12 protein-coding genes are annotated in these 12481 nt (G+C 34.8%); 3 read left to right on the top strand and 9 right to left on the bottom strand.

Translation table 11 applies throughout. The features are described from left to right. Positions 1-247 precede the first annotated feature (247 nt). A complete protein-coding gene (locus ABEG63_RS09865; protein WP_346584401.1) occupies positions 248-604 on the top strand; it encodes a hypothetical protein in 357 nt (118 codons plus the stop codon). A gap of 512 nt (positions 605-1116) precedes the next feature. Here the strand turns inward: ABEG63_RS09865 and ABEG63_RS09860 are convergent. Further along, positions 1117-2619: a bifunctional GNAT family N-acetyltransferase/carbon-nitrogen hydrolase family protein gene (locus ABEG63_RS09860; RefSeq protein ID WP_346584400.1), complete on the bottom strand. Its 1503-nt coding sequence runs from the start codon at positions 2617-2619 to the stop codon at positions 1117-1119. 48 nt (positions 2620-2667) lie between these two features. Between ABEG63_RS09860 and ABEG63_RS09855 the strand changes: the two genes are divergently transcribed. Together ABEG63_RS09855 and ABEG63_RS09850 are read left to right on the top strand one after the other, a co-directional pair. After that, entirely contained in the window at positions 2668-2970 is a 303-nt protein-coding gene (locus ABEG63_RS09855) for a hypothetical protein (protein WP_267405401.1), read from the top strand. A gap of 19 nt (positions 2971-2989) precedes the next feature. After that, positions 2990-3466, top strand: a complete 477-nt coding sequence (locus ABEG63_RS09850; protein ID WP_267405402.1) for a hypothetical protein — start codon at positions 2990-2992, stop codon at positions 3464-3466. Positions 3467-3755: 289 nt separating this feature from the next. Here the strand turns inward: ABEG63_RS09850 and guaA are convergent, their stop codons facing one another. The 8 genes from guaA to ABEG63_RS09810 form a co-directional block, all read right to left on the bottom strand. Then, positions 3756-5285, bottom strand: a complete 1530-nt coding sequence (gene guaA / locus ABEG63_RS09845) for a glutamine-hydrolyzing GMP synthase (protein WP_346584398.1) — start codon at positions 5283-5285, stop codon at positions 3756-3758. Between the two features lie 187 nt (positions 5286-5472). Continuing rightward, a complete protein-coding gene (locus ABEG63_RS09840) occupies positions 5473-5613 on the bottom strand; it encodes a hypothetical protein (RefSeq protein WP_346584397.1) in 141 nt (46 codons plus the stop codon). Between the two features lie 9 nt (positions 5614-5622). After that, positions 5623-6861: a phosphoribosylamine--glycine ligase gene (gene purD / locus ABEG63_RS09835; RefSeq protein WP_346584395.1), complete on the bottom strand. Its 1239-nt coding sequence runs from the start codon at positions 6859-6861 to the stop codon at positions 5623-5625. 91 nt (positions 6862-6952) lie between these two features. After that, positions 6953-8470, bottom strand: a complete 1518-nt coding sequence (gene purH, locus ABEG63_RS09830; RefSeq protein WP_267405405.1) for a bifunctional phosphoribosylaminoimidazolecarboxamide formyltransferase/IMP cyclohydrolase — start codon at positions 8468-8470, stop codon at positions 6953-6955. Positions 8471-9025: 555 nt separating this feature from the next. Continuing rightward, entirely contained in the window at positions 9026-9592 is a 567-nt protein-coding gene (gene purN / locus ABEG63_RS09825; RefSeq protein ID WP_346584393.1) for a phosphoribosylglycinamide formyltransferase, read from the bottom strand. 152 nt (positions 9593-9744) lie between these two features. After that, positions 9745-10737 (bottom strand): phosphoribosylformylglycinamidine cyclo-ligase, encoded by a 993-nt coding sequence (gene purM, locus ABEG63_RS09820; RefSeq protein ID WP_346584391.1) that lies wholly within the window; start codon positions 10735-10737, stop codon positions 9745-9747. A 268-nt stretch (positions 10738-11005) separates the two neighbouring features. After that, entirely contained in the window at positions 11006-11557 is a 552-nt protein-coding gene (locus tag ABEG63_RS09815) for an NAD(P)H-dependent oxidoreductase (protein ID WP_346584389.1), read from the bottom strand. 185 nt (positions 11558-11742) lie between these two features. After that, complete coding sequence (locus ABEG63_RS09810) at positions 11743-12471, bottom strand: pirin family protein (protein ID WP_346584387.1); 729 nt, start codon at positions 12469-12471, stop codon at positions 11743-11745. Between the last annotated feature and the right edge of the window lie 10 nt (positions 12472-12481).

Genomic DNA, 12481 nt, shown 5'->3' with positions numbered 1-12481 from the left:
ATTATTCCTATACCATTCACTTTTTAAATTAAATTCATCTCCATAAATTAATATTAAACTTTATATTTATCCTAAAAAAGATGATCAAATTAATTCGTTTTTGGTTTCGCTTCATTCCATCCGAAAAAATTCCATCAACCATACAATTAGGTTGTGGAGTTACAGCTTATAGTTATGAGGATGCACTATTACTTTCTATAATATTTACATTTACGAAACTAAATAAATATGAAAATTTTCAATTAAAATGATAAAAAGTCTAAGATTAATATTTATCTCATTAGTTTTACTTTCATGTAATGAGCATAAACTATTTTATAAGAAAATTGAAACTGGAAGCTATAAAATTGAAGGCTATACTTATGATAATTATACTGATAGAATTTTCCCAAGCGAATTAATTATTATTCACAAACTTTCAAAAGATACTATATTTAAATGTGAAAATTGTTACCGCGATTTTCACATGATACTAGAAGATACATTATTGATTTACGGAGGAAAAAGACTTGATAGTACCATTGCTCATGGTATAATTTTGAAGAAAATTCCAGTACCACAAAACTATAAATATAATCCACGATTTTCTGATTCAGATGAATAATTTCAACATAAAAAGCTCATTTAACATAGCAAGCAGGGATCTCTATATTATCACTGGTAATTTTGTTGACCCTCAACTACAGTTGACAACATTAAAATACATATTAATAAACAATAAGAAAATATTAATTGATGAAATAAATGAGGTTATTATTAAGAATAAACTCTATTTTGCTCTTACATTAAAGAGAACCAGTCTGGAGGATTCTACCTTAAATATAATTAAGTCTTTTAAAGAAAATGAAAAACTCACAATTGTTGAATAAAAATATTATATTTACAATAATACAATAACTAAACCATGAAAAATTCAAACAAAAAAATCAAATTCAAGAGAAGATCTTAAAAAAATTACAGGAAGTGTAATCGTGCCTAACTGTTCTAACTTTTTTTGCCCTGATGATGGCAAACCAACCTGTCCGGGGATTTATTGCCGGGATGTTCTTTGTCCGCAAGTTTAATTCAAACTGACATAAAAAAAAGCCGGAATGCAAGTTGATTCCGGTTTTTGTTTTATCTGAGATAAGTTTCGTAAAGGTCTTTTCTTCGGTCTTTCATCACCTGAACCGAACCATTGTAATGAAGATCTTTCAATAAGTTCAAATCGACATCTACAATGAGTGTCATTTCTGTATTTGGAGTGGCCTCCCCTTTCACAGCATTGGATGGAAAAGCAAAATCTGATGGGGTGAAAACCGCAGCCTGACCAAACTGAATATCCATATTATTAACTCCCGGAAGATTTCCTACACAACCAGCAATCGCAACATAGCATTCGTTTTCAATAGCTCTCGCAGCGGCGCAATGGCGAACCCTCATGTAAGCATTTTGGGTATCCGTTAAATAAGGAACGAATAAAATTTTCATGCCCTGATCCGCTAAAATCCTTGGCAGTTCAGGGAATTCGACATCATAGCAGATCACCAATCCGATTTTTCCGCAATCGGTATCAAAAACTCTGATCTCGTTTCCGCCTTTCATTCCGTAGTATTTTCTTTCATTCGGAGTGATGTGAATTTTTCTATATTCATCAATTCTACCGTCACGATGAAGAAGATAACTCACATTATACAGTTCGTTATTTTCAAAAACAGGCATACTTCCGGAAATAATATTGACGTTATAACTAATCGCCAAACTTGAAATTTTATCTTTGATTTCTTCCGTTAATTTTGCCAGCTCGATCATACTGTCGCGCTCGGAAAGTTTGTTGAAAGGCGCTAATAATGGTGTATTGAATAATTCCGGGAACAGAACAAAATCAGACTTGTAATCTCCCATTACGTTCACGAAAAATTCTACCTGCTCATAAAAAGCGTGAATATCTTTAAAATGCCTCATCTGCCACTGCACCAATCCCAAACGGATAATGCTGTCCTGCATCGTGTTCGGCTTTTTGCTGTAATAGATGTTATTCCATTGAAGAAGCACGGCATTTTCTTTGGAAGACTCATCTTCAGGCAGATATTTTTTCATAACCCTTATCGGTAGAAAATTATTGGAAAGCTGAAAAGATAGCACCGGATCATAGATTTCTTTGTCTCTTACCTTTCTGATGTATTCTCTTGGAGACAATTCATCACTATGTTTATGATAATTGGGAATTCTTCCGCCTAAGACAATAGATTTTAAATTCAATAATTCACAAAGTTCTTTTCTCGCGTCATATAATCTTCTTCCCAGACGAAGCTCACGGTATTCCGGATCTACAAAAACTTCGATTCCGTACAGAACATCGCCTGTGGAAGAATGTGTATTGAAAGTATAATTCCCTGTAATATCACTATACGTATGATCGTCTCCAAACTCGTTATAATTCACAATAATGGAAAGTGCTACAGCCGCCAGTTTACCATCGACCGTGATACAAATTTGCCCTTTCGGGAACATTTTGGTGAGTTTTTCTATGCTCCTTTTTGACCATATCGACTCCGACATTTGAGGATAAGCGCGTTTCATTGTGATGACCAGTTCATCATAATCCTGAACGGAGAGCGGTCTTGTTTCTATTTGCATTTGATGTATTTTTACTTAAATTTAGGGAAAAAACTTATAACAGAATAAATGAAAGAATTAATTTATAGTAAAATTCAAGAGTACGATTCTGAAATGGAAATTTTTGATATTTCATTTACAAATCGTCCATTGCCTATAAATGAATTGATAAGTTTATATAAATTCCGAAATAATATAGCTAAAGATGAAAGTGTAAAGAAATTGACCAAACAAATTCTTGATGATTTTTATCTAATAGAAAAGCAATCCTACGAACATATTAAATTTGTAAAGGCAAGATATAACGGAATAAGCAGAATATTCTTTTTCAGTGAAGATTATTCTAAAGTTTTCTCTGATTTTATTTTTTAATAAAACGCTTTTAATTTTTATGAAAAAAATTATAGTTTCAGCTATCATCATTTTAATTATATTTCTTGCTTTACCATATATCTCCAGTTCTGTTGGATGGTATGGATACGGAAAATGGAAATATAGAGGGAGAACCTCAAGTATCAAAGATTCTAAAAGTAGAAAGGTTTTTGTAAAGGAATTAAATTATAAGATCATTGATTCAGCTAATTTTAAAAATTTCCAATTTAAACCCTATTTAGAAAGAGGTTTTTCTTATGGAAAACATTCGATGGAAGATACTCGAATTTGGAGTAATAGTAATTTTTCTTACAATATTAGCTATGAAAGAAATCTAAAAGATTCTATCGTTTTATATTTTACCGAAGAAAGTATTGAGAAATTAGATAGTTCGGATGTCGTTTGGGGATATTCCAAAACACCCTATTTAAAAGATACACTCACTTTGACAATTGAAGGAGCTAATAATCATTATGGATCGATAAAAATTTGGTAATTTCAAGCCGATGAAAAAAATATCAATAATTAATATCGCAATATCATTGATCTACTTATTAATATCAATGTATTTTCAAACAGATTTCTTTCTTGAATTCATTCCTGTGATTCTATTAATTTTGATTATTAATTTTTACATTATTCATCAACACAATCGAAAAATAATACTTTATCTTTTAAATGGTTTAATTTTTTTAATACCAGTTTATTTTCTAAGTATTGGTAAGATTGGTAACAAAAAAATCCCGCCAAAAGGCAGGATTTATATGTAAAATTCAAGTCAAAAATTATTCCCACTCGATAGTTGCAGGTGGTTTGCTTGAAATATCGTAAGCTACTCTGTTGATTCCTCTTACCTCGTTGATAATTCTACTTGAAACTGTATCTAAAAACTCGTAAGGAAGTCTGCTCCAAGTTGCAGTCATAAAGTCGATGGTATTTGCAGAACGAACCACAGCAGTGTATTCGTACGTTCTTTCATCACCCATTACTCCGACAGATTTTACAGGAAGAAGAACTACAAAAGCTTGAGAAACTTTCTCATACAAATCGTTTTTGTATAATTCCTCGATGAAAATATCATCAGCTTCCTGAAGAATTCTTACTTTCTCTTCATCAACAGCACCTAAGACTCTGATTCCCAAACCAGGACCAGGGAAAGGATGTCTGTGTACCAAATGATGAGGAATTCCCAATTCTTCACCTACTTTTCTTACTTCGTCTTTGAATAATTCTCTCAAAGGCTCAAGCAATTCAAACTCCATATCTTCCGGAAGTCCACCAACATTGTGGTGAGATTTGATCACTGCTGAAGGACCATTTACCGATTGACTTTCAATAACATCAGGATAAATTGTTCCTTGAGCTAAGAATTTTGCTCCTTCAATTTTATGAGATTCTTCATCAAAAACATGAATAAATTCGTTTCCGATGATTTTTCTTTTCGCCTCAGGATCATCAACTCCAGCAAGCTTTGAAAGGAATCTTTCTTTAGCATCTACCAACTTGATGTTCATGTGGAAATGTTCCCCGTAATTATCCATTACTTTTTTGCCTTCGTCTTTTCTCAATAATCCTGTATCAACGAAGATACAAGTCAATTGATCGCCGATTGCTTTATGGATCAAAACTGCCGCAACAGAAGAATCTACACCTCCTGAAAGTCCAAGGATCACTTTCTGATCTCCTACTCTTTCACGGATTTCTTCTACTGTTTTATCAATATAATTGGTCAGTTTCCAGTTTTTCTCTGCGTCACAGATTGCAAAAACGAAATTTTCTAACATTTTCCCACCTTCCTCAGTGTGAGAAACTTCCGGATGAAACTGTACACAGAAAATTTTCTTCTCTTCATTTGAAATCGAAGCAATAACTCCTGATTTTGCATTTAATTCAAAACCTGCAGGCAATTCTCCTACTTCATCAAAGTGGCTCATCCAAACCACAGAATTATTGGTAACTCCTTTTAATAAAGAAGATTCTTTTACGATTTCTAAATGTGCTTTTCCGTACTCACCTTTTACTCCTTTATGAACTTTCCCGCCTAAAAGGTGTGCCGTTAACTGCATTCCGTAGCAAATTCCCAACACAGGAATTCCCTGCTCATATAATTCTTTCTGAACTAAATGTGCATTTTCTGCGTTGACAGAACTTGGTCCACCTGAAAGGATAATCCCTCTCGGCTGTTTTTCTAAAATTGATTCTAAGGGTGTATTGAAAGGCAAAATTTCAGAATACACTCCCATCTCACGGATTCTTCTTCCGATAAGCTGGTTGTACTGTGATCCGAAATCTAATATGATAATACCGTTGTTCATTTTTATAATTGATAAATGATGATTGATAAATGATGAGTTTTTAATTGTTTTAAACCTTTAAAAAGAGTGTTTGTCATTCCTTAGGAATCTAAGCTATTTAAAATTTTTATCATTGCAGTAGAGATTCCTACGGAATGAAAAAAATTGGTTTTATTTTAAATTAAAATTTAACTCAAATATTTTTTAATTAATCTTTTAAGTTTTGGCTAAAGCCAATTCGATTTCTATTTTCATTAATCGGGCTAAAGCCCAATCCTATTGATGAAAATCTTTTCAATGATGAAATCTTTACAAAAAAAGACCTGGATTGCTCCAAATCTTTTTTCATGATTTTATTTTAAAACTTTCCGATGTCGTCTCTGTAGAAACCGTAATCGAAATGTACATGACTTGCGTCTTCATAAACTTTCTTGCGGGCATCGTCATAAGTAGCGCCAGTAGCTACGATGTTCAGAACTCTACCACCGTTTGAAACTACTTTGTCTGCCTTTCTAATTGCTCCTGCGTATAAAAGATTACTGTGCTGAACTTTATCTTCACCTGTAATCTCAAAGCCAGTCTCAATATTTCTTGGATAACCTCCAGAACACATTACCAGACAAACTGCTTTTTCGTCTTTAAACTTAAGCTCGATTTCCTTTCCATCCATACAGTCCTGAATAACGTCAAGAAGATTATTCTCCATTAAAGCCATCAATACCTGAGTTTCAGGATCACCGAATCTCATATTATATTCTAAAAGATAAGTCCCTTTTTTCGTCACCATCAATCCGAAGAAAATGATTCCTTTGAAACCGAAACCTTCAGCTTTAAGCCCTTTTAAAGTAGTTTCAAGAATATTTTTTTCAAAATCTGCATAGTGCTCAGCTGTAAATTCAGGGCTTGGTGCTACCGTACCCATACCTCCTGTGTTAGGGCCTGTATCTCCGTTTCCTGCTTTTTTATAATCTTTAGCCGCGATACAAGGATATAGTTTTTCACCGTTTGAGAACGCAATAATAGAAGCTTCAAAACCTTGTAAGTATTCTTCAATTACCACACGGATTCCGGCATCTCCAAAGATTCTTCTGATCATGAAATCATGGATCGTAGCATCAGCTTCTTCCAATGTTTCACAAATAACAACACCTTTTCCACCTGCTAAACCACTTGCTTTGATTACCAAAGGATATTCCTGAGTCTGAATGTATTCTTTCGCTTCATTGTATGAATCAAAAACTACTGCTTTCGCTGTTTTGATATCATAGGTCTGCATAAACTTTTTAGAGAAAGCCTTACTCCCTTCTAAGCTTGCCACTTTCTGGTTAGGACCAAAAACTTTCAGATCATGCTTCTTAAATTCATCCTTCAAACCTGCCACAAGCGGAGCTTCCGGACCTACGATCGTAAGATCTATTTTTTCTTTAATAGCAAAATCTCTAAGTTCTTTAATCTCTGATAAATGAACATTTTTCCCAATTACATCAGTAGTCGCATTTCCGTTAGCAAAGAACATTTTAGAAATTCTCGGGTCATTCTGTAGTTTTGATGCTAAAGCAGATTCTCTTCCACCTTCACCTATGATTAATATTCTCATACTTTATTTATTATCTAGTCTAATTTCTACAAATATATAATTTTGGATGGTATAAATACAATCTCAAAAATATTTTTTAATTCTATTTTAATTAATGTAAAAAATGTCTAATTCCAGTAAACATCATCGGGATTTTATGCTCGTTAGCCGCCTCGATGCTGTCCTGATCTTTTACACTTCCTCCCGGCTGGATGATCGCTGTGATACCCTCCTGAGCGCAGAAATCTACAACATCACGGAAAGGAAAAAACGCATCAGAAGCCAATACTAAATCTCCTGTGAATTTCTCTTTAGCTCTTTCAATCGCTTGTTGAGTTGCCCAGATTCTGTTTACCTGTCCACCTCCGATTCCGAAAGCCTGAATTCCGTTAGAAACTACAATTGCATTAGATTTTACATATTTTACTACTCTCTGAGAGAATAATAATGCTTTTTTCTGCTCTTCTGTAGGCTGAGTTTCAGTTACCACTTTAATATCATCTGAGAAGATGCTGTCGTTGTCCTGAACTAAAATTCCTCCATCAATTTTCACCCAAGTCTGTTTATCAGAAACAGGGTTTACAATTTTTATAATTCTTAAATTTTTCTTCTTTCTTAAAATTTCTAAAGCTTCCTCATCAAATTCAGGAGCCATAACGATTTCAAGGAATGTTTTGTTTAATTCTTCTGCTGTTGCTGCATCGATTTTGTAGTTCATTGCAACAATTCCGCCAAAGATAGAAACCGGATCACATTCGAAAGTTTTTGTATACGTTTCCAAAGCTGATGTTCCGATCGCAACTCCACAAGGTGTAGAGTGTTTTACTGCACAACAAGCCATTTCTTCTTTGAATTCCGTTACTACTTTCCAGCAAAGATCCATATCACGAAGATTGTTGAAAGACAATTCTTTACCTCCCAATTGTTCGAAATCTTTCATTGCACCGTTTTCGAAAGTAGAAACGTAGTAAGCTGCCGTTTGATGCGGGTTTTCACCGTATCTAAGGTCAGAAACTTTTTTGTAAGAAGCATTCAAATAAGTTGGATAATCTTCTTCCAAAAGCATTCTTGAGATGGCTCCGTCATAAGCAGAAGTAAGGTTGAATACTTTTCCTGCCAGTTTTTTACGAGTTTCGATGTACGTGTCACCGTTTTGCTCCATTTCGATTTTTACTGCTGCGTAATCTTCAACATCAGTAATTACCGTAACAGAATCAAAATTTTTCGCTGCAGAACGAAGCATTGAAGGACCTCCGATATCGATAAATTCTACCTTTTCGTGAAGAGAAATGTCTTTGTTTACATTTTCGAAGAAAGGATAAAGATTCACGATTACCATGTCAATCAGACCAATTTCGTGCTCCTGAACTGTTTTCATGTGTTCTTCGTTTGAACGAACCGCCAACAAACCACCGTGAACTTTCGGGTGTAATGTTTTCACTCTTCCGTCCAACATCTCAGGGAAATTGGTAACCTCATCAATCTGAATTGGATTTAAACCAGCGTCTTTCAAATGTTTGAACGTCCCTCCGGTAGAAATCAATTCATAATTTTGGGCTTCCAAAAACTGTGCGAATTCGATTAATCCGCTCTTGTCAGAAACACTGATTAAAACTCTCTTTTTGCTCATTTTACTTTCGATTTTTTGCTTTTTTTGACAGGATTTGTCATCCTATCCTGATTTAAATCGTCCCTTCGGGACTCTTTTAACCAAGAACTTTTACTTTCAATTTTTACTTTTTACAGCTATTTCAAACTGTAGACCGGTTCTTTCACCTCCGATCTTATTTATTTTTACTTAGATTCTGCGTTGTTTAATTTTTTTTAAACTAAATGTGTTTTTTGTTTTTAATTAGAGGGAAATGCTTTCCTTCGTCAAGCTCAGGATAAACTTTAAGCTCAGCATGACATCTCTAATACTAACTTTTTTACTTTCTGTTTATCATTCTGAAAGCATCTGCTTAGATTCCTACGGAATGACAAACTGTTGTTTTTAACGCAAAGAGCGCTAAGATTTTTATTTTTCTTGCTGAATATTTTTCGTTCGCAAAGGCGTTTCACTCAGCAAAGGGTGGATGTTTTTTTAATACTTTATCTTTATTAACCACCCCGTCAAAAATTCTTTCTGAATTTTTGCCACCCCTCCAAAGGAGGGGAATTTTTTGTATCGCTAATAATTAGTGTTTTAATTATTATTCAATACTTTGTTTATTGCGATTGGGAAAATTTCGTATTCTATGATATGAACTTTTTCCGAAACGGTTTCGGGAGTGTCATTTTCTGTGACTTCGAATGATTTTTGAAGAATGGCTTCTCCTTCATCGATTCCCGGAGTTACAAAATGTACGGTTGCTCCGCTTTCTTTTTCTTTTGCTTCAATTACCGCGTTGTGAACGTGATGTCCCCACATTCCTTTTCCTCCGAATTTCGGAAGCAACGCCGGATGAATATTGATTATTTTTCCGACCCAGTTTTCACAAAACTCAGGTTTTAGAATTGAAAGAAATCCTGCTAATACAATTAAATCTGTATTTTCCGGAATGATTTTACTCAATTCGCCGCTGAAGTTTTTTCCTCTCGGAATCAGAACGTTGTCTATGTTATGATTTTTTGCTCTTTCAAGTCCGTAACATTCTCTGTCGGCAACTACTAAAGATACTTTTGCATTCTGGATTTCTCCATTATCAATGGTATCGATGATTCTCTGAAGGTTTGTTCCTGAACCTGAAACGAGTATAACTAAGTTTTTCATTTTATTTTGTGAGCCTTGTCAAGGTTTCGAACCTTAATAAAGCTTTCTATGTTATTAACTAGCCCCGATTGCAGCGGCATCCTTTTTTGTTGCGGCTGGAGCGAAGCGGAAGCCGTAACGAAAAAGATATAGCGGAAAGCGGGATTAAGCTCCTAAAATTTTAAATCAATCTTTTCAGTTCCTTCCGTGATTTCTCCGATTTCATAAGCATCATCTAGAAGACTTAGTACTTTTTCAGCTTTTTCAGCATCTACAACTACGATCATTCCGACACCCATGTTGAATGTTCCGAACATCTCTTCACGAGCTACTCCACCTCTTTTTTCCAGCTCCAACATGATGCTTGGAATCTGGATTTTTGAAGCGTCGATTGTCGCGCAAAGTCCGTCACCGATAATTCTCGGAATGTTTTCGTACAAACCACCACCCGTGATGTGAGCAATACCAGCCACTTCAACATCAGCAATAACTTTATGAATATCTTTATAATATAATCTTGTTGGAACTAAAAGCGTTTCGTACAAAGGTTTTCCTTCGAATTCTTCGTTGAAATCCGGGAACACTTTTCTTACCAAAGAGAATCCGTTTGAGTGGAAACCTGAACTTGGTAACGCAATGATTTTATCACCTGTTTTGATTTTTGAACCGTCAATAATCTGGTCTTTTTCTACGATTCCTACGCAGAATCCGGCAACATCGTAATCTCCAGGTTGATACATTCCCGGCATTTCAGCAGTTTCTCCACCGATCAATGCGCAGTTGTTGTCTTTACAGGCTTCTACCATTCCTAAAACGATCTCAGCAGCTATTTCTGAATCCAGTTTTCCGCAAGCTAAATAATCTAGGAAAAATAGAGGTTTTGCACCGTGACAAAGGATGTCATTTGCACACATTGCGAAACAGTCTACCCCGATAGAATCGTATTTTTTTGAGTCTAAAGCCACTTTAAGTTTCGTCCCAACTCCATCTGTTCCTGACACCAAAACAGGATTTTTGTAGCCTCCGATTTCGTAGAAAGCTCCAAAACTTCCCAAATGATTCAATACATTGGAATTGTGAGTTTCGCCCACCGCTTTTTTGATCTTATCAACGGTTTTGTATCCCTCCTCTTTGTCTACTCCTGCAGATTTGTACGTGTTGCTCATAGTATTTAATGTAACAGTGTATCAGTTTAACAATCTAGCCATAATTTCAATGGCCAGGGTGCCCGATTGACACATTTTATTTTTACTTTTTATTCAAATTTAGAAAACAAAAAAGCCGACAATCTTAGTAGATTATCGGCCGTTATTTTATCTGAGAATTTCAGAGCCCACAATTTTCCCTTTCTCGGAAAAACATTCTTTATAGGAGGTCTGAATTTTCATTTCTTTTCTTTTTGCAAAGATATTAATTTTATATTAATTTTCAAATCTATTTTTCAAGGATAGATTCGATAGCCGAAATTTTCTGAATTTTCTCTTTTAACTCACTGTTTTTCTCTTCGTTAGATATTTTTTGAGTTTCTTTATCAAAGTTATCATTGAAGAAAGGAAGTGTGAAAGTATCAACAATATTTCCTCCGTGAAGCGGGAAACGCTTTTCAGCAGCTTCTAAAACACCTAAACCTCCTCTTCCTCCAGGAGCTGTTGCCATCAACAACATTGGAACCTGATTCCACACTGCTCTGTCTTTGATTCTTGAAGTCCAGTCGAACACATTTTTAAACGCCGTTGAATATGTTCCATTATGTTCTGAAAGTGAAATTAAAAGTAAATCTGCTCCGTCAACTTTTGCAGCAAAATCGTGAGCTTGTTGTGGAACTCCGCTTTCTGCTTCTCTTTGGTGTTTGTAAATTGGCATTTCAAAATCGTTCATGTCTACGATTTCAACTTCTGCATTTTCAATTAATGATGAAGCGTAAGAAACTAATAGTTTATTGATTGACGTCTCGGAATTACTTCCTGCTACTGCTAAAATTTTCATTGTTTTCTATCTATTTTAAAGTAAAGTTATTTATAACTGTCTTGAATTTTAACGCAAAGGTCGGGAAGATTTTTGTGAAAATCTAATATTTTATGTTTTTAACCACCCCGTCAAAAATTCTTCGAATTTTCGCCACCCCTTCAATGGAGGGAAATTTTTACTATGCGAAAATTATTTTGTTTTAATTATTTCAAATACGCCGGTAATTCCATTGGAACTTCCATTAAAAGGATTTCCGTGTCTTCTTCAGCTTCGATATTGAAACTTTGAGTATCCCAAATTCCTAAGCCATCTCTTTCATTTAAAATTCTGTCGCCCACTTTTGCGCTTCCTTTTAATACAAAAGCATAAACACCATTTCCTTTTTTATTAAGCATATAATTTTTGCCATTTCCTTTGGTGAAATTGGCTAAATTGAACCATGCATCTTGGTGAATCCAAACTCCGTCATCATTTTTATTAGGGGATAAAATCTGTTGGAATCCGTTGATTTTTTCACCTTCTTTGATGCTTTTCTGATCATATCTCGGTTCCACATCCATTTCTTTTGGGAAAACCCAAATTTGAAGAAATTTTACCGCTTCATCTTTATTTTTATTATATTCGCTGTGCATCACCCCCGTTCCGGCACTCATCACCTGAATTTCGCCTTTTTTAATAACAGCCGTTGTTCCCATAGAATCTTTATGTTCCAAATCACCTTCCAAAGGGATAGAAATGATTTCCATGTTTTTGTGAGGGTGTGTTCCGAAGCCCATTCCCTGAGAAACGGTATCGTCATTCAAAACCCTTAAAACACCAAAGTGTGTTCTGTCATGGTTCTGATAATTCGCAAAACTGAATGTATGATAAGAATCTAACCAACCATGATTGGCGTGACCTCTTGTATCTGCTTTATGATATACTGTTTTCATATTGTCTGAT

It is taken from the genome of Chryseobacterium sp. C39-AII1, from assembly GCF_039672645.1.
Classification (GTDB): Bacteria; Bacteroidota; Bacteroidia; order Flavobacteriales; family Weeksellaceae; genus Chryseobacterium.
This window is presented reverse-complemented; position numbering and strand designations above follow the sequence as displayed.

Coding starts and splice junctions, on each gene's coding strand:
- ABEG63_RS09865 (WP_346584401.1), top strand. CDS start 248: ATGATAAAAAGTCTAAGATTAATATTTATCTCATTAGTTTTACTTTCA.
- ABEG63_RS09860 (WP_346584400.1), bottom strand. CDS start 2,619: ATGCAAATAGAAACAAGACCGCTCTCCGTTCAGGATTATGATGAACTG.
- ABEG63_RS09855 (WP_267405401.1), top strand. CDS start 2,668: ATGAAAGAATTAATTTATAGTAAAATTCAAGAGTACGATTCTGAAATG.
- ABEG63_RS09850 (WP_267405402.1), top strand. CDS start 2,990: ATGAAAAAAATTATAGTTTCAGCTATCATCATTTTAATTATATTTCTT.
- guaA (WP_346584398.1), bottom strand. CDS start 5,285: ATGAACAACGGTATTATCATATTAGATTTCGGATCACAGTACAACCAG.
- ABEG63_RS09840 (WP_346584397.1), bottom strand. CDS start 5,613: ATGAAAAAAGATTTGGAGCAATCCAGGTCTTTTTTTGTAAAGATTTCA.
- purD (WP_346584395.1), bottom strand. CDS start 6,861: ATGAGAATATTAATCATAGGTGAAGGTGGAAGAGAATCTGCTTTAGCA.
- purH (WP_267405405.1), bottom strand. CDS start 8,470: ATGAGCAAAAAGAGAGTTTTAATCAGTGTTTCTGACAAGAGCGGATTA.
- purN (WP_346584393.1), bottom strand. CDS start 9,592: ATGAAAAACTTAGTTATACTCGTTTCAGGTTCAGGAACAAACCTTCAG.
- purM (WP_346584391.1), bottom strand. CDS start 10,737: ATGAGCAACACGTACAAATCTGCAGGAGTAGACAAAGAGGAGGGATAC.
- ABEG63_RS09815 (WP_346584389.1), bottom strand. CDS start 11,557: ATGAAAATTTTAGCAGTAGCAGGAAGTAATTCCGAGACGTCAATCAAT.
- ABEG63_RS09810 (WP_346584387.1), bottom strand. CDS start 12,471: ATGAAAACAGTATATCATAAAGCAGATACAAGAGGTCACGCCAATCAT.